This is a genomic window from Flavobacterium sp. (genome assembly GCF_029242675.1).
In the GTDB taxonomy this organism is placed as follows: domain Bacteria; phylum Bacteroidota; class Bacteroidia; order Flavobacteriales; family Flavobacteriaceae; genus Flavobacterium.
Genome location: NZ_JAQWTM010000057.1, coordinates 1 through 18,466, shown reverse-complemented (window position 1 = coordinate 18,466; position 18,466 = coordinate 1). Strand labels below are relative to the sequence as shown.

16 protein-coding genes and 1 pseudogene are annotated in these 18,466 nt (G+C 35.3%); 13 read left to right on the top strand and 4 right to left on the bottom strand.

Going from position 1 to position 18,466, the window contains the following annotated elements; translation table 11 throughout:
* Positions 1 to 63 precede the first annotated feature (63 nt).
* Together ribH and P8M54_RS02270 are read right to left on the bottom strand one after the other, a co-directional pair.
* On the bottom strand, positions 64 to 636 hold the full coding sequence (ribH, locus tag P8M54_RS02275) for a 6,7-dimethyl-8-ribityllumazine synthase (protein ID WP_300284594.1): 573 nt from the start codon (positions 634 to 636) through the stop codon (positions 64 to 66).
* A gap of 103 nt (positions 637 to 739) precedes the next feature.
* Positions 740 to 1,516: a tetratricopeptide repeat protein gene (locus P8M54_RS02270; RefSeq protein ID WP_300284591.1), complete on the bottom strand. Its 777-nt coding sequence runs from the start codon at positions 1,514 to 1,516 to the stop codon at positions 740 to 742.
* 234 nt (positions 1,517 to 1,750) lie between these two features.
* Here P8M54_RS02270 and recF point away from each other — a divergent pair, with 234 nt between their 5' ends.
* The 12 genes and pseudogenes from recF to P8M54_RS02210 all read left to right on the top strand — a co-directional run bounded on the left by recF (position 1,751) and on the right by P8M54_RS02210 (position 15,409).
* Positions 1,751 to 2,830 (top strand): DNA replication and repair protein RecF, encoded by a 1,080-nt coding sequence (recF, locus tag P8M54_RS02265; RefSeq protein ID WP_300284588.1) that lies wholly within the window; start codon positions 1,751 to 1,753, stop codon positions 2,828 to 2,830.
* A gap of 75 nt (positions 2,831 to 2,905) precedes the next feature.
* The gene (locus P8M54_RS02260) at positions 2,906 to 3,604 is read left to right on the top strand and encodes a rhodanese-like domain-containing protein (RefSeq protein ID WP_300284585.1); all 699 of its coding nucleotides are present in this window, start codon (positions 2,906 to 2,908) and stop codon (positions 3,602 to 3,604) included.
* A 7-nt stretch (positions 3,605 to 3,611) separates the two neighbouring features.
* Positions 3,612 to 4,292 (top strand): annotated as a pseudogene (locus P8M54_RS02255) (DUF2461 domain-containing protein).
* Between the two features lie 9 nt (positions 4,293 to 4,301).
* Positions 4,302 to 5,372, top strand: coding sequence for a glycosyltransferase (locus P8M54_RS02250; protein ID WP_300284582.1), 1,071 nt, complete (start codon positions 4,302 to 4,304; stop codon positions 5,370 to 5,372).
* Between the two features lie 2 nt (positions 5,373 to 5,374).
* Complete coding sequence (asnB, locus tag P8M54_RS02245) at positions 5,375 to 7,222, top strand: asparagine synthase (glutamine-hydrolyzing) (RefSeq protein ID WP_300284579.1); 1,848 nt, start codon at positions 5,375 to 5,377, stop codon at positions 7,220 to 7,222.
* 46 nt (positions 7,223 to 7,268) lie between these two features.
* Positions 7,269 to 8,282: a UDP-N-acetylmuramate dehydrogenase gene (gene murB / locus P8M54_RS02240; RefSeq protein ID WP_300284577.1), complete on the top strand. Its 1,014-nt coding sequence runs from the start codon at positions 7,269 to 7,271 to the stop codon at positions 8,280 to 8,282.
* A 108-nt stretch (positions 8,283 to 8,390) separates the two neighbouring features.
* Positions 8,391 to 9,497: a glycosyltransferase gene (locus tag P8M54_RS02235; RefSeq protein WP_300284574.1), complete on the top strand. Its 1,107-nt coding sequence runs from the start codon at positions 8,391 to 8,393 to the stop codon at positions 9,495 to 9,497.
* Complete coding sequence (locus P8M54_RS02230) at positions 9,488 to 10,039, top strand: sigma-70 family RNA polymerase sigma factor (protein WP_300284571.1); 552 nt, start codon at positions 9,488 to 9,490, stop codon at positions 10,037 to 10,039. Before P8M54_RS02235 ends, P8M54_RS02230 begins: the two co-directional genes overlap by 10 nt.
* Positions 10,040 to 10,193: 154 nt before the next feature.
* Positions 10,194 to 11,015: an energy transducer TonB gene (locus P8M54_RS02225; protein WP_300284569.1), complete on the top strand. Its 822-nt coding sequence runs from the start codon at positions 10,194 to 10,196 to the stop codon at positions 11,013 to 11,015.
* A gap of 268 nt (positions 11,016 to 11,283) precedes the next feature.
* Positions 11,284 to 12,153 (top strand): lipoyl synthase, encoded by an 870-nt coding sequence (gene lipA / locus P8M54_RS02220; protein ID WP_300284567.1) that lies wholly within the window; start codon positions 11,284 to 11,286, stop codon positions 12,151 to 12,153.
* Positions 12,154 to 12,215: 62 nt separating this feature from the next.
* Entirely contained in the window at positions 12,216 to 13,223 is a 1,008-nt protein-coding gene (gap, locus tag P8M54_RS02215; RefSeq protein ID WP_300284564.1) for a type I glyceraldehyde-3-phosphate dehydrogenase, read from the top strand.
* Between the two features lie 20 nt (positions 13,224 to 13,243).
* Positions 13,244 to 15,409 (top strand): ATP-binding protein, encoded by a 2,166-nt coding sequence (locus P8M54_RS02210; RefSeq protein ID WP_300284561.1) that lies wholly within the window; start codon positions 13,244 to 13,246, stop codon positions 15,407 to 15,409.
* Between the two features lie 5 nt (positions 15,410 to 15,414).
* Here P8M54_RS02210 and P8M54_RS02205 read toward each other — a convergent pair whose 3' ends face one another.
* Positions 15,415 to 16,227 carry a purine-nucleoside phosphorylase gene (locus P8M54_RS02205; protein ID WP_300284616.1) on the bottom strand — a complete coding sequence of 271 codons (813 nt, stop codon included), beginning with the start codon at positions 16,225 to 16,227 and terminating at the stop codon, positions 15,415 to 15,417.
* Positions 16,217 to 17,224, bottom strand: a complete 1,008-nt coding sequence (gene lpxK, locus P8M54_RS02200) for a tetraacyldisaccharide 4'-kinase (RefSeq protein WP_300284559.1) — start codon at positions 17,222 to 17,224, stop codon at positions 16,217 to 16,219. Before lpxK ends, P8M54_RS02205 begins: the two co-directional genes overlap by 11 nt.
* Before the next feature lie 102 nt (positions 17,225 to 17,326).
* Between lpxK and P8M54_RS02195 the strand changes: the two genes are divergently transcribed.
* A complete protein-coding gene (locus P8M54_RS02195; RefSeq protein WP_300284556.1) occupies positions 17,327 to 18,424 on the top strand; it encodes a Nif3-like dinuclear metal center hexameric protein in 1,098 nt (365 codons plus the stop codon).
* Positions 18,425 to 18,466: the final 42 nt, after the last annotated feature.

The window sequence follows — 18,466 nt, the reverse complement described above, 5'->3', positions numbered from 1 at the left end:
TAAAACAAAAAACCTATACTGATACAGAAACAGTATAGGCTTAAAATTGAATTATTTAAATTGTTATTCCTCAAGTTTCAGAGGCAAATCTTCAATTTGCAATTGTCCTGAAGCCAATAATGTTGCTTTTTTATATTCGTGAGTTAAGGAAGCTTGCTGACGGATGAAGGCCATTTTAATCGCTGCAATTGCTGCTTCTGTCCCTTTATTACCGTGGATTCCGCCGCTTCTATCGATAGACTGCTGCATGGTATTATCTGTTAAAACACAAAAAATCACAGGAACATCTGATTGTACATTCAAATCTTTAATTCCTTGTGCTACGCCTTCGCAAACAAAATCAAAATGTTTAGTTTCTCCTTGGATAACACATCCAATGACAATTACTGCATCGACATTTTGTGTTTGTAGCATTTTTTTCGCACCATAAATCAATTCGAAACTTCCTGGAACATTCCATCGAATGATGTGGGCAGCAGGAACTTCGTTATCTAAAAAAGCTCCTTCGGCTCCATTGTACAATCCCTCTGTTATTTCTCCATTCCATTCTGCAACTACAACCCCAAAACGAAAATCCTTTGCTTTTGGTAAGCTGCTTTTGTCATAAACTGATAAATTTTTATTAATCGTTGCCATACTAAATGATATTTAAATTTAACCTAAAAAAAATTGACAATTACATGTATTAAAATTACTCTTAATAAATGTAATTGTCAATCTTAAAACTTGTTATTTTTTGCTATTGAGACAAACCAATTAAAGCATCAACCGAAGCTGCTTCTGGAGCAGTATCAAAGTTGTCTTTGATGTCTGTAAAGTATTTCAACGCCGCTGCTTTGTCTCCAAGAGCTAAAGCCGTTTTACCCGCTTTTAATAAGAAACGAGGTGTTGTGAAATCATTTTTATTTGCATCAACTGCTTTAATATAATTCTCTAAAGCTTCTTTTAATTGATTCTTCTGAGCATACGCATCTCCAATTGCTCCTTTGGCCAAAGCACTTAAAACGATATCATCTGAATTAAATTTACCAAGGTAATCAATGGCTTCAGCGTACTTTCCTGTGTTTAAGTAAGCAACTCCCGCATAGTAATTAGCTAAATTTCCTGCATCAGTACCTGAATACTCATCTGCTATTTTAACAAATCCAAATTTACCTTCTGACCCGTTTAAAGACAATTTATATAATGAATCACTCTTTACTCCATCAGTTGCTAATTGAAAGTTTTGTTGTGCAACAAACATTTCATCTGCAGCCTCTAATTGTTTTGGCTCAGCAATAAATTTTTGGTACCCTAAGTACCCAATAGTTAACAAAGCAACAGCTCCTACTAAACCGATGATAATTTTTTGGTTTCTAGCAACAAAATCTTCAGTTTTTGAAGCAGTTTCATCTAAAGCTGAAAAAACACCTGCTGTTGTACTATCCTTTTCGTCAATTATTACATTTTCAACAGTAGTATCGTTTACTTCTTTTTCTTTAGGTGTTTTATATCCTCTTTTATTGTAAGTTGCCATTTAAAATTAATTTAGTGAACCGCAAAAATAAAATTTTTATTCAAACTCACGCAATAAATTCAATATTTTATAGTGGAAATAAAAAAATAATTTTGCAGTCCCTCGACAAACTAAAATATTTTAGATACAAAAGTTACAGAAGTTTCTTTTATCAAAAATTTTCAATAATTTGCAGCCTCTTATTACAAATGCTTCAAAAAAGACAAACGCCTCAATGTCAGAGGTTCCCTAAAAATGTACCTAAAAAAAATCTCATTATTCAACTATAAAAACTTCGCAGAGGCTAATTTTGAGTTCGAAGGTAAAATTATATGCTTCGTAGGTAAAAATGGAATCGGTAAAACCAATGTTTTGGACGCTATCTATCATTTAGCCTATGGCAAAAGCTATTTTAATCCGCTTGCGGTTCAAAACATCAAGCACGGAGAGGAGTTTTTTGTCATTGACGCTGAGTTTGTTAAAAACGAAAGAAGCGAACAAGTTGTTTGTAGCTTAAAAAAAGGGCAAAAAAAAGTACTTAAACGCAATAGTAAAGCGTACGAAAAATTCTCTGACCATATAGGATTCATACCCTTGGTCATCATTTCACCTGCAGATAGAGATTTAATCGTAGAAGGAAGTGAAACACGCCGTAAATTCATGGATAGTGTTATTTCTCAGCTGGACTCGAATTATTTACAAAAATTGATTCAGTACCAAAAAGTAATGAGTCAACGCAATGCATTGTTGAAATACTTCGCTCTTAATCATGTTTTTGAAAATGATACTTTGTCAATTTATAATGAACAGTTAATGGAATTCGGGAAATACATTTTTCAAAAACGAAAAGAATTTATTGCTTCATTTGTACCTATTTTCAATAACCATCACCAGGCAATTACTGGCTCTGCAGAAAGCGTTCAATTAGTTTATGACAGTCAGTTATTTGAAAACGATTTGAGATTATTATTAGAACAAAACATCAATAAAGATCGAGCGCTTCAATACACAAGTGTAGGCATTCATAAAGATGACCTTTCCTTTGAGATTGACAATCATCCTATCAAAAAATTTGGCTCTCAAGGCCAACAAAAATCCTATTTGATTGCTTTAAAATTAGCACAATTCGAGTTCTTGAAAAAGCAAAGTGGCGTTAAACCCATTTTGTTGTTCGATGATATTTTTGATAAGCTTGATGAAGAAAGAGTTTCTAAAATAATTGCCATGGTCAATAGCGATAGTTTTGGGCAATTATTCATCTCGGATACACATCCTGAACGAACGGAAAGCATTGTAAAATCGACACATCAGTCTTATCAAGTTTTTAATTTATAGGGGATATTTTTAACAACAATAGCGCTTACGTACTTGTAATTTAGTTATTTTTGTAAAGCACTTAAATCTAACATTATGAATTCACAACCTAAACTTATACTGCTTTCTATCTTTTTTGTTTGTTTTTCCAGCCTGGCACAACAATCGATTAAAAGTAAAACGATTGCCCCATTGGAATTTGCAGAAAACATTAGTAGTACGCTAGGAACTCAAATCCTTGATGTCAGAACGCCTGAAGAATTCAATTTAGGACATATCGACAATTCCTTAAACATCGATTGGTTAGGAACAACTTTTGTTGCGGATACAAAAAAACTAGATAAAAAAAATCCAGTCTATGTTTATTGTAAAAGCGGTAATCGAAGCAGCAAGGCTGTTAAAAAACTAGAAGAATTAGGTTTTGAAACTATTATTGAGCTCGAGGGAGGCTATACACAATGGCAATTAACCTCTTTTAACAAGCCAAATACACCAATAATAGGAATGTCACTTCAAGAATTCAACCGTCTTTTGGAATCTGAAAAAGCAGTCTTAATTAACTTTTCAGGAAACTGTACTTCATGTCAAAAAATAGAATCCATCATTTCAAAACTAGGAAAAGAGCAAGCTAATAGAGTTCAAATAATTACTATTGATTTCGAGAAAAATAAAACGATAGCAGCTAAATTAGAAGTTGACAACCTTCCTGCATTACTCCTTTATAAAAATAAGAACCTTAGTTGGAGACAGTCGGGCGTTGTTACTGAAGAAGAATTAAAAAAACAACTGCAATAAACGAAGTATGCTATCCAACCCAACCATAGAGTTCCTCAAGGACCTAAAATCGAATAACAACCGTGATTGGTTTTTAGAAAACAAAAAATGATACGAACTTTGTAAAAAGGACTATCAGCAAATTGTTTCCGATTTACTAGCAGTAATGAAGCCATTAGACCCTTCACTTGAAATGCTGGAAGTCAAAAATTGTACTTTTAGAATCAATAGAGACATTCGATTCTCTAAAGATAAAACTCCCTATAAAACGCATTTAGGAATATGGATGCCTTGTGGCAGGGTAAAAGGAAAAAATAGTCCTGGCTACTACATCCATTTGGATCAAGAAGAAGCTTTTATAGCTGGTGGACTATACGCTCCAGAAGCAGATGAATTAAAAAAAATCAGAAAAGAAATTGCCTTTTTCTATGAAGACTTACAAGAAATTCTGAACGAAAAAGAATTTAAAAATGTATTCCAAGACTTTGATAGTAATGAACGCAGCTTACTAAAAAATCCACCAAGAGGATACGAAAAAGAACATCCCGCCATTGAATTTTTAAAATTAAAAAGTTTCGAAACCTCATTTAAAATAAAATTTAATGATGTTACTAACAAAGAGTTCGTTTCTACAGTAACCAAAAAGCTGATCTTACTCAAACCTTTAAACGAATTTTTAAGACGGGCACTAACCGCTGACGAAGCTTAAAACAAGTACATGAAGAAAAGAAAAATACTTTTTCTTGGAGAATCTTATCGAGCAGATGCTATTACTTGGATAAATGGCCTGAGGGAATATGGCGATTTTGAAATTATTTGTTGGGAATTAAAAACACCTAGCACGACTTTATTAAACCGTATTTTACGTATTGCTGAATTCAACCTTGCTTATTTTAAAATTAAAAAAATAATCAAGGATGAAAAACCAGATATGGTAATTGCAGAGCGAACAACTAGTTATGGCTTTTTGGCCGGAATCTCTGGAATTCAACCGTCGGCAATTGCACAACAAGGCATAACTGATTTATGGCCTACTGATTCCATTTTATTATCTTTAAAAATATTAATTCAAAATTATGCCTTTTCAAAGGCAACCTTAATTCATGCTTGGGGTCCTGCTATGACTATTTCTATGGCTAAAGCCAAAGTTGATATGAACAAAGTGATGGTGTTGCCCAAGGGGATTAATTTAGAAAAATTCAGTGCTGGGAATGCTGCCCTACCAACTAAAATTCATGCTATAGTTACCCGATCACTACTGCCCGAGTATAGCCATGATATTATTCTTAAAGCATTTGAAATAGTAAACCAGAGTGGCATAGATTTCGTATTAACTATTATAGGAGATGGAAGAAAATTTCCTTGCATAAATGCTTTAACCAAAAAATTAAAAATTGCCGATAAGGTAGTTTTCACAGGAAGAATTTCAAATACCGAATTACCCGAGTTGCTAAAAAAGTCAAATTTTTATATCAGTATGCCAACGACCGAAGGAGTATCGGCCTCCTTATTTGAAGCAATGGCCTGCCAAGCCTACCCAATTGTAACAGATATAGTAGGAAATCAAAGTTGGATTAAACATCGTGCAAACGGACAGCTAGTGGCTGTAAATGATTATAAGATGCTAGCAGAAGAAATAATTTGGGCTTTTAATAATATCAAATACCGAGAAAATGCAATTCACCACAACAGACTTTTGGTGGAAAGCAAAGCCAATTACCAAACCAATATGAAAGCAATTGCCCAAAAATACCACGAACTTATTACTGCACACAGCTTAAACAAATAACTATGTGCGGAATTAACGGAATACTTCACTTTCAATCAGAACGAAAAGTTGATGAGCATACGCTGACCAAAATGCGTGACTCCTTAGCACATCGTGGACCTGACGACCAAGGATTATTTATTGATAAAAATGTTGGTTTTGGCCACAGGAGACTATCGATCCTAGATGTTTCTGCAGCCGGACACCAACCTTTTCTCTCTGAAGATAAGCGGTACATTATGGTTTACAATGGTGAGATCTATAACTATAAGGACTTTTATCCCGAATTAAGAAGTAATGGCTTTTCGATTCGAACAAATTCGGATACCGAAGTTCTTTTGAAATTATACCAAATGCATGGTCTAAAAATGCTTCATCGCCTTAATGGAATGTTTGCTTTTGCCATTTGGGATACCCTAGAAAAAAAACTGATTGTAGTTAAAGATAGAATGGGAGTTAAACCGCTCTATTATGCTATTTACAATGAAACTTTCTATTTTGCATCCGAGCAAAAAGCCCTCTTTACTGCTGGCGTACCACTTAAAATTTCAAAAGAAGGACTAGAAGAGTACATTTTTAATCGTTTCGTTGCCGGGGAAGGCACACTGTATGAAAACATCAATAAAGTGCTTGCAGGTCACAGTATGACAGTATATGCAAGTGGTAGAATTGAGACTGAAAAATGGTGGGATTTAAAAACAGAAATTCAAAATCAAACTCCAATTAAGGATCCGCTGGAATGGTTCTCGTCCACCTTTGATGAATCGGTACGATTGCGAATGGTGAGTGATGTACCTGTTGGTGTGCTCTTGAGTGGTGGTTTAGACTCCTCGTCTATTCTAGCTAGCTTAAAAAAACAGCAATTTCAAAACATTCAATCTTTTACCATAGGCTTTAAAGAAGAAGAACATAACGAGGCGCATCTTGCCAAAATGCTTAGCGAAAAATTAGCATATGGCTTTCATACCCTTCAATTGGAAGACCAAGCGCTGCACGACAAACTCGTACAAGCTACTTACTTCCAAGACGAACCCATAATGCATCTGAACGAGCCACATCTTTTAACCATTTCAGAGCTAGCCAAATCATCTGTAAAAGTATTACTCTCCGGCGAAGGTGCTGATGAATTAATGGGTGGATATGTTCGTTATAAAGCGCTACAATACCCCTCATTATTGAGCTCTATTGCAACACTTGGGTCCCTTGATCTTTTTAATAAAACAGCCCGATTCGAAAAATTAGGCCGTTACGCTAAGATGAGTAAAAAATCAGATTTAATCCTTTTTAATAGTTGCAACATCTATCCGGCTGATATCGCTGCGCAATTTGGCATTAATTCTCCACCTAAAAATGAATACCGAATCCAAATCTACAAAGAAGCTAAGGAACTTTACCCTGGTAATTTAAGGAGGCAAGCGCTTTATTTTGACCAACAAACCTACCTTCGCTCGCTACTGCACCGCAATGATAGAGCTACAATGGGTGCCTCGATAGAATGCCGAGAACCCTTTTTAGATCAGCGACTCATCACAGGTTTAGGTTCACTAGAGGACAAATGGCTATTTACAGGAAAAAAGGGGAAGTTTATCCTAAAATCAGCTATGCAGGATCAATTGCCCGAAGAAATATTAAAGTTTAAAAAAGTAGGACTCAGCGCTCCATGGGGAGATTACTTAGTTAATAGTTCGGTTTTTAAAGATGAACTCACCTCTTTTGCAACGAGTACTATTTTTGAAATGCCCTACTTGCAAAATATAAATAGCAAAGCACTTGTTGATCGCTTAAAAAAAGGCGACCCTACCATGACTGCTTTTGTTATGCCTTTATTTATGATGCATATCTGGATAAAAAATTATGTAACTCAATTTTAATGTTTACTTTTGACCTTTAAAATTCGCATTAAAAGCAACAGTTTTCATGGAGATAAAAAGCAACTTTTCCTTAAAAAATTACAATAGTTTTGGTATCGATGTAAAGGCAAAACAATTTATCGCCGTTCACTCAATTCCAGAATTAATTACTGTTTTAGAAGAAAATCAAACAGCCAAAAAATTTTTTTTAGGAGGCGGAAGCAATATGCTACTAACTAAAGACATTGATGCTCTAGTCATACATGTTGACTTAAAAGGAAAAAAAATAGTAGAGGAAAATGATAGCTTCGTTTGGATCGAATGTCAAGCGGGAGAAAACTGGCATGAATTTGTGTTGTGGGCCATCGATCAAGATTTTGGTGGACTGGAAAACATGTCCCTTATTCCCGGAAATGTGGGTACAACTCCTGTTCAAAATATTGGCGCCTATGGAACAGAAATCAAAGACACGATGGTTTCTTGTAGTACAATCTCGATTAAGGATCAAACTATCCGATCTTTTACCAATGCTGACTGTCATTTTGGCTACCGCGAAAGTGTATTTAAAAATGAATATAAGGACCAATTTATCATAAGTTCAGTAGTTTTTAAATTAACCAAGAAAAATCATAAGATCAATACTTCCTATGGCGACATTACTGGAGAATTGTCTAAAAAAGGAAATTCAAATCCCAATTTAAAAGACGTTAGTGATACTGTAATTGCGATCCGAAAAAGCAAATTACCCGACCCAAAGGAATTAGGTAATAGTGGAAGCTTTTTTAAAAATCCGATAGTGCTAAAAAAAGATTTCGATCCTATCCATCAAAAGTTCCCTGAGATGAAATATTATGAAATTTCAGATACAGCAGTTAAAGTACCAGCAGGCTGGCTAATTGAGCAAGCTGGGTTCAAAGGAAAACGATTTGGCGATGCTGGAGTTCATAAAAACCAAGCACTAGTTTTAGTTAATTATGGCAATGCTACCGGTCAAGAGATTCTGGAGGTTGCAAAGGATATACAAAATACTGTTTTTGAAAAATTTGGTATTCATATCGAAGCAGAAGTCAACGTAATTTAAGCCAAATTAAGTTTGTAGAAATAACGAATAGATTTACCATTTTATCATTTATTTTTAGCAATTCTATTCATACCTTTGCCACCGATTTAAACAACCTATAAAACTCTAATGCTTATACTAATTCTCTACTTTTTTATTGCTGTTGTAGCTATTCAAATACTGTACTATCTAGTTGTTTTTGGGAAATTTGCTTTCGCAAAAGGGCAAACGGTTACGCCCAAACGCATTCCTATTTCGGTAATTGTGTGCGCCAAAAACGAAGAAGAAAACGTAGTGAAATTTATTCCGCTATTGGCTGAGCAGGACTATCCTGATTTTGAAATTGTTTTAATAGACGACGCTTCTAGCGATGACACTTTAGAACGTTTTGAAGAATTTGAAAAGCAGTACAGCAATATTCGCTTGGTCAAAGTAGAAAATAATGAAGCCTTTTGGGGGAACAAAAAATATGCTTTAACGCTAGGAATTAAAGCAGCTAAAAAAGATTATTTATTGTTTACTGATGCTGATTGTTATCCAACCTCTAAAAATTGGATTACAGCCATGAGTTCCCAATTTACCATGCAAAAAACTATTGTTTTAGGATATGGAGGATACGAGAGGATCAATAATTCTTTTCTAAATGTCTTGATTCGATTTGAAACCGTTTTAACAGCAATGCAATATTTTTCTTGGGCAAAACTAGGACGTCCTTACATGGGAGTAGGTCGCAATTTAGCTTACAAAAAAGAGGAGTTTTTTAATGTAAATGGTTTTATTAATCATATTCAGGTCCGTTCAGGAGATGACGACTTGTTTATAAACGAAGCTGCAACCGCTAAAAATTGCACAATAGCTTTTACACCCGAAAGCTTTACACGCTCTAAGCCAAAAACAACATACAGCCAGTGGTTTACTCAAAAAAGAAGACATATAGCTACGGCCAAGCATTATAAAAAACTAGACCAACTGCAGCTAGGTACATTTTACTGCAGCCAATTATTGTTTATTGTACTACCAATTGTGCTACTATCATTTCAATTTCAATGGATGATTGTGGTTGGCCTAATCGCACTAAGATATCTTTGCGCATGGATCGTAGTAGGTTGTACTGCAGGAAAACTTAAAGAAAAAGATTTAAAATACTGGTTTCCTATCATAGAGCTAGTTCTTATCTTGACGCAAATCAATATCTTTATAACAAATATCTTCTCAAAACCCGTAAATTGGAAATAAAAACTCAAATAGAAAAAGCAAAAAAAGGCGACCAAACGGCCTTCACCTTTCTATTGAACCATTATTGGAATGAGGTTTACGGATTCATGCTCAAACGCACTGAAAACGAAACAAATGCTGAAGATATTACCATTGAAACTTTTTCGAAAGCATTTGACAAAATAGCTACTTACAATCCTGATTTTCAATTCAACACCTGGTTAATAAGTATTGCTAAAAATGTGCATATCGACTTATTGCGCAAAAAAAAATCAAGCCTTTTTATAGAAATGACGGATCGCGAAGATCAAAAAGCCTATAATATTGCTGACACTACACTATCTGCAGAAGATGAATTAATTCGAGAACAAAATCTATCTCGTTTGTTGCGATACATCAAAGAATTGAAACCACACTACCAAGAAGTAATTCAACTGCGTTATTTTCAAGAAATGACGTACCAAGAAATAGCCAATACCATTAATGAGCCTTTAAGCAGCGTTAAAGTAAAACTACTCAGGGCTAAAAAATTGTTAGCTGAAATCATTACCAGTAAGCGATAACCTTTACTATTCTGCACCAAAAACAATCCATCACTTAAATAATTGTAAAAATTTAACTAAATTAGTATACTATAATTCTTATTATTCCGTTATACTTTAAAATTAAGCAATCGCCTATGATCTAATAGTTACTTAACCTTTAAATCCAATTACCATGTCTAAACTTAGCCTCTACGAAAACAACTGGATTAATCTAGTATTCGAAAACAGAAACCAAGAGTATGGAGCGTTTCAATTGCGTCAACAAAGTACTAAAACCTCTTTGATTGCACTGTTCATGGGTGTATTACTATGTGCATCGTTAGCATCGCTACCACATGTAATCAGCACAATTTTTCCTGACAAAATTATTCCGGATGTATTGCCTCAAATCACAGATAAAATTATTGAGGTAACCAAAATTTATCCTACTGAAGTTAAGCCAGTAGTTCCCATTGCTCCAAAACCATTGCAAGCACAACCTGCAGCTGTGGTTACTACAAAACAACTAACAAATCCTGTCATTGTAAAAGCACCATTAGCAACACAAGACGTTCCTAAAAATACCGAAATCATTGCTAATCCCTCTACTGCAACTACAGGAAGTAGTACTGGCACCGGAATAAGCACACCACAAGTGACTAGCGGCAGTGGCACTGCTCCAGTTGACTATGGCAATACGGTTGTAACTAGTGCAGCACTTGATAAACTACCGGAATTCCCTGGAGGAATAGGCAAGTTTTACACCTTTGTTGGACGAAATTTTGAAAGCCCTGAAGTAGTTAGTGATAAAAACATTAAAATCTATGTTTCGTTTGTTGTTGAAAAAGACGGGAGTATGACTGACATTCAAGTAAAAAACGATCCTGGTTATGGACTTGCTAAAGAGGCAATACGAGTTTTAAAATCTTTAAAAACGAAGTGGCTGCCTGGAATGATCGATTCCAAACCAGTGCGAACCGCCTACAACTTACCGATAACCGTTCAAGTAAACTAATACTAAAAGGCATAATCTTCCTGATTATGCTTTTTTTTTGAAAATTAGTTAGGAACGAATTCGCATGTCCTAGCCCAGATAGCAGCGGCATCGTGCTTTTCTAGAACGCGGTTTTTACCGCAGTTTTAGAAAAGGACATATAGCGGATAGCTGGATTAAGCTCCTAATAAAAAAAATAATTTATTCAAAAACCAGATAAACCTTGGGTTATTAAAGTCGGTATTTTAATTCCGCTTTCCGTATCTTTGCACTATTGAAATTTAAAATTATGGAAACTGTTTTAGAAAATAAATTACCTACAAGCAAACCGAAATGGTTAAAGGTAAAACTCCCAATAGGACAAAAATATACTGAACTTCGCGGACTTGTTGATAAATACAGCCTTAACACTATATGCACATCAGGTAGTTGCCCTAATATGGGTGAATGCTGGGGTGAAGGAACTGCTACGTTCATGATTTTGGGTAACACTTGTACTCGTTCTTGTGGATTTTGCGGTGTAAAAACAGGTCGACCAGAAACAGTTGATTGGGATGAGCCTGAAAAAGTAGCCCGTTCTATAAAAATCATGAACATCAAGCATGCTGTGATTACTAGTGTGGATCGAGATGACCTAAAAGATGGTGGGTCTATCATATGGATTGAGACGGTAAAAGCAATACGCCGCATGAATCCAACCACTACTCTTGAAACTCTTATTCCGGATTTTCAAGGAATGGAAATCAACCTAGATCGAATCGTTGCTGCTAATCCTGAAGTTGTTTCACACAATATGGAAACTGTACGCAGATTGACTCGCGAGGTTCGTATCCAAGCAAAATACGATCGAAGCTTAGAAGTCTTACGTTACCTGAAAGAAAAGGGAATCAATAGAACAAAATCTGGAATTATGTTAGGCCTTGGAGAACAGGAAGAAGAAGTTTTTCAAACTATGAGAGACTTGCGCGAAGCTAACGTGGATGTTGTAACCATTGGACAGTACTTGCAACCCAGTAAAAAGCACCTGCCGGTAAAGGAATTCATAACTCCTGAACAGTTTGCTAAATATGAGCAATACGGTTTAGAATTAGGTTTTCGCCATGTAGAAAGTGGTCCGCTTGTACGCTCTTCATACAAAGCACAAAAGCACATTTTATAGTTAAAGAACTAAAGTCAGAAAGTCGAAAGATCTAAAACACTGACTTTAGGTCTTTTTACTTTATGACATTACAAACTATGATAAGAATTGCCATAAACGGTTTTGGACGCATTGGTAGAAATGTATTTCGCCTGCTTTTAAACCATCCTACCATTGAAGTTGTAGCTATTAACGACATCGCTGACACCAATACGATGGCTCATTTATTGAAGTACGACAGTATTCACGGTGTTTTGCCTCAGAAAGTTGTTCCTGATGAAAGTGGTTTTACTATTGAAGACAAACACTTTTTGTTCTTCCATGAAAAAAACATTTCTAATTTAGATTGGAAAAGCATCGGTATTGATTACGTTATCGAATCAACAGGGAAATACAAATCCTTTGAAGAAATTAACGCTCATATAGTGGCTGGAGCTAAAAAAGTAATCTTATCCGCTCCATCAGAAGTAGATGCTATAAAAACAGTGGTACTAGGAGTAAATGAAAACATACTAGACGGTACTGAAACTATCATCTCTAACGCCAGCTGTACGACTAATAATGCAGCTCCCATGGTTAAAATTATTGATGAGCTATGCGGAATCAAGGAAGCTTATATAACAACGATACATTCCTTTACTACAGATCAAAGCCTACACGATCAACCGCACAAGGATTTACGTAGGGCCAGAGGCGCTAGCCAATCGATTGTTCCAACAACTACAGGTGCAGCGAAGGCTATAACAAAAATTTTTCCTACATTAGAGGGCAAAATAGGTGGTTGCGGAATTCGCGTCCCTGTTCCAGATGGATCACTAACCGATATTACATTTAATGTAAAACGAGCAGTCACTATTGAGGAGATAAATGCCGCGTTTAAAAATGCAGCTCAAAACAGCTTAAAGGGAATCCTGGATTATACAGAGGACCCAATCGTATCTGTCGATATCATAGGAAATAGAAATTCTTGCTTATTCGATGCACAACTCACCTCGGTTATTGACAAGATGGTGAAAGTAGTGGGCTGGTATGATAATGAAATTGGATATTCATCACGCATAATTGATTTAATAGAACTGACCAATAACTAGCGCTAAAAACTAAACTTAAGATGAAAAACAGCTGGATTTTTATTCTTTTTTTAAGTTCCTTTCTTTATGCTCAGCATAAAGAAACTTTAGATAGCGTCAAATATTATGAAGACCTAGCCGAGGCTAATATTCAAATCAACAAATTTAAAAATGCGCTTTTCTATACCCAGAAAGCCATTGATTATGCCGAAGAAAATAAAGACCCTGAAGCACAAGCTGCGCAAACATTACGCCTTGGGAAAATATATTTTGACCTAAAAAGGTATACCGATGCTGAAGAATCGCTTTCTAAAAGCTTACCACTATTTGAATCGTTACCCCCTACCATTCAATATGCAGAAGCCAATTATTACATAGGCCTAACCGAAGTACAAAACAGCAACTACAAAGCCGCTAAGACATATTTCAATAAAGCGCTGTCCATCAATAAACTTTTGAAAATCGATAAAACGATAGATCTCATCAACTTACAAAAAGCAATAATTTTAAGGAAAGAGAATGCTGTCGAAGAAGCTTCGCTATTATTCAATACCATCATTAGTAAACCTAACAGCATTACATTAAATAATACCAAAGCAGAAGCATTGTATCAAATGGGATTGGTGGAATTAGCTAAAAACCGAATTAATTTAGCCTTAAACTACTACAACAATGCGCTAGAATTAAATAAAAACACCCAAAACCTAGAGCAGAAATCTAATATTCTACTAGCCATTAGTATTGCTTACGAAAAGCAATTGGATAAAAGCAATGCCTATCTTTATTTAAAACAACACCTCAACCTAAAAGAGAGTTTAGCACTATTAAACAATGAAAAATTAGGTATCGACGATTATGAGAACTTTAAAGAGTCGCAAAGACTAGATAAAGAAGCGAAAATTTACAAACAAAAAGCAGAACACGAAAAAACCAATAAGTTTTCCAAACTCATTAATATTTTATCTATCGCTTTAATTTCGATTCTGTCGCTTTTAAGCCTTTCATTATATAAAAATAACATAATAAGAAATAAAACCAACTTACTACTCAATGAAAAAAACAATGAGTTAGTGATTGCAAAAGAAAAAGCAGAGAAAGCCTCGCAAGCGCGATCCGAATTTCTGTCAATTGTAAGTCATGAGTTAAGAACACCACTTAATGCTATAAATGGTATTACGCATTTATTACTGGAAGAAAACCCCAAAAAATCACAACTTCATTACCTTTCCTCCCTACAATTCTCAGGCAACTATCTCACAACTTTTATTAATGATATTTTAGAAATCAATCGGATAGAATCGAACAGGGTTGAACTCGAAAAAATTTCGTTTAATATAAAGCAACTCCTTGAAAATATTAAAAACTCGCTGCTGGAAGTCGCTATAAAAAACAACAATAATTTTGAATTAATAATCGACGATGCCATTCCTGAAAACTTATATGGAGACACGACAAAACTCTCTCAAATTTTCATGAATTTAATCAACAATGCCTTGAAATTTACAAAAAATGGTAGTGTTACTATTCGTGCCACTTTACTATCCTTTCAGGAAGAAAACACGGCTGTTTCTTTTCAAATTGAAGATACAGGAATTGGAATCGCTCCTGACAAATTAGAAACGGTTTTTGAAAATTTCGCACAAGGCTCCGTTGAAATTAACAGAAAATACGGCGGAACCGGATTAGGACTCACCATTGTTAAAAAACTGACCACTTTATTAGGAGGACAAATTAAACTGAAGAGCACATTAGGAAAAGGCTCCTTGTTTACTGTAGAATTACCGTTTGAAGTAGATAAAAACAAAGAAATTAAAAAAGAAATTAAGTTAACTTGTGATTTATCATTGTTAGCGATCAAAAAAGTACTCATTGTTGAAGACAACAAAATCAATCAAATGATTACTAGGCGAATGCTTGAAAGTAAAGGTATACTTTGCGAAGTAATCGATAATGGTGAGGACAGTATAAAAGCTGTTAAGGAAAACTATTTTGACTTGGTGCTTATGGATGTGCACTTACCCGGTATTAATGGCACCGTGGCTACGCAGAAAATACGGGAATTCAATTCAAAAATCCCCGTGATTGCCTTAACTGCTATTTCTCTTGATGAAAACAGAGAAATGTTACTATCTTATGGAATGAATGATGTTGTTACAAAACCATTCATCCCTGAAGAATTCTATGCTGCTTTAGTTCGTAACATTTAAAAGAACTAATAATGTAAGATTAAGCTTTTAATCAAAGCTCTAACTTTCGGCTCTGCATTTTGGGCTGCTTCAAGAACTTCATCATGAGAGATAGTATCAATACTCTCTTCATTCCCCATATCAGTAATGATGGACACTCCAAAAGTCTCCACATCCATATGACGTGCTACAATAACCTCTGGCACAGTCGACATTCCTACGCAATCAGCACCCAGAATTTTTACCATTTTATATTCTGCTAAAGTTTCAAAAGTAGGACCTTGTAATCCAAAATAAACACCGTCTTGCACGGCTACGCCCAGTTCAATTGCCAATTCTTTGGCTTTTAGAATCATTTGGCGCGAATAAGGCGCACTCATATTTACAAATCGAGGACCAAAACGCTCATCGTTTTTACCTCTTAACGGATGCTCAGGAGCAAAATTAATATGGTCTTTGATAATCACAATATCGCCTACTTTGTAATTAGGGTTCACTCCTCCTGATGCATTAGAAACAATCAATTTACTAACTCCTATATACTTCATCACACGTACTGGAAAAGTTACCTCTTCCATCGAGTATCCTTCATAAAAATGAAAACGCCCTTGCATGGCAACTACCTTTTTGTCTCCAATAGTTCCAAATACAAGCGCTCCTTTATGACCTTGAACTGTCGATACAGGAAAATTAGGTATTTCGTTATATGGCAAGGTAAAAACTACCTCCATATCATCTGTAAAACTCCCTAAACCTGAACCCAGTATTACACCATATTCAGGATTGAAATCATTTACACTTTTTATAAATTCTACTGTTTCTTGCACTTTATCCCACATAATCATTTATCGTTTTATTAAAATTTTGGCCTTCATTTATAAAAGCACTTTGTATTGGTAAGTAAAAAAGCTGTTGCATTGGCAAACGCCCTTTTAGTCTTACATAATCCTTCTCAGTTGTAACAACAATGTTACTTCCTGCTTTATTTTTTATGGTAGCTAAATCACTATAGGTAAAATCATGATGATCCGGATAGGATAAACAAATGTCGTTCTCTCCTTTTAAAAACTCAAAAAAAGAATCTGGTTTTGCAATTCCTGCTAGGAGCACCTTTGTTTGTTTTGCCACTACTTCTCTTTTAATGGAAGATTGTTCCGAAAAAACCAAATCATCGTATTTGATATAACTAAAATACAATTCTTGATTATCGTCCATTTTTAATTTCGCTTTAATCTTCTTTTGTTCTTCCACTGATAAGGTAGGTGGACATTTTGTTACAATCACCACTTTGGCTCTCTTGGCACCGCTCCTACTCTCTCGTAAATTCCCCGCTGGCAGCAAGTAATCATCACAATACAATTCCTTGTAAGTTGTGAGTAAAATATACAAACCTGCTTTTACCTTCCGGTGTTGGTAGGCATCATCAAGTAGGATTATTTCGGGTTTATTCTTTTGCGCAAGCAAGGTTTCTATTCCGTTTTTACGATTCGCATCGACAGCAACCCGAATGGATTTGAACTTACTATAAAATTGATAAGGCTCATCTCCAATGGTCGATGCACTAGCAGTAGCATCTGCCAAAACAAAGCCTTCCGTCTTACGTTTGTACCCTCGACTTAAAGTTACTACTTTATAATTAGGTTCTAATAAGCGAATCAAGTATTCAATTTGTGGTGATTTACCCGTTCCTCCAACACTTAAATTACCAACAACAATTGTGGGTACTGCAAATGAGTACGACTTCAGAACTCCAATATCAAAAAGAAAATTCCTGATGGCAGTAACAATTCCGTAAAGAACACTAAAGGGAAATAGTATTTTTCGTAGTGCATTCATAGTACGAAAGTATATTTTTTATTTTAAAATTGATTCCTTTATTCGTTAATTTGTTCTTTACATCCCTTTCACGCTCTAGCAGCATTAAATAAAAACTACTACATGTACAAAATTAAAGAAATACTAGCAGTACTCGATCAAATGGCACCGCTAGCCTATGCCGAAGATTTTGATAACGTTGGTCTACTCGTAGGTGATCAAGAAGCAATAGCCACAGGAGCGCTAGTTTGTCATGATGCACTGGAGAGTGTAATCGATGAAGCCATCACTCAAAACTGTAATTTGGTGGTTTGCTTTCATCCGATTCTTTTTTCCGGACTCAAAAAAATCACAGGAAAAAACTATGTCGAGCGTGCTATTATAAAGGCTATAAAAAATGACATAGCGATCTATGCCGTTCATACTGCACTTGATAACCATAAAGAAGGAGTTAATAAAATATTTTGTGACGCTTTAGGGCTGATCAACACTAAAATACTAATCCCGAAGCAAAAATTCATTTACAAACTAGTTACCTACACTGTACCTGAAAATGCAGCTGCGGTCCGTACTGCATTATTCTCAGCAGGAGCCGGCAATATAGGCAACTACGATAATTGCAGCTTTAGCTCAAACGGCAGTTTTACTTTTAGAGGCAATGAAGACAGCAATCCCGTTATTGGAGAAAAAGGACAGGTACATACAGGCGAAGAAATTAAGATTGAAGTTATTTTTGAAAAATATTTAGAATCCAAAATCTTAAAAGCCCTTTTTACTGCACACCTATACGAGGAAGTTGCCTATGAGATCTATGAAATGCAAAATTCACATCAAAATATAGGTCTTGGAATGATTGGCGAATTAACAACGCCAATGAACGAGACTGACTTTCTACTCGAAGTTAAAAACAAAATGCAAGCGGATGGTATTAGACATTCGGCCTTATTGCAGCAACCAATAAAAAAAGTTGCAGTACTAGGTGGATCTGGAAGTTATGCTATAAAAAATGCAATTATGGCTGGAGCCGATGCTTTTTTAACGGCTGATTTGAAATACCATCAGTTTTATGAAGCCGAAAACAAGCTACTTTTGGCCGATATTGGACATTTTGAGAGCGAACGGTATACAAAAAATTATATTGTTGATTTTCTTCGGAAAAAAATCCTTAATTTTGCAATCATTTTATCTGAAGAAAATACAAATCCAGTTAAGTACTTATAGAATATGGCGAATACGAAAGAATTAAGTGTTGAGGACAAGTTA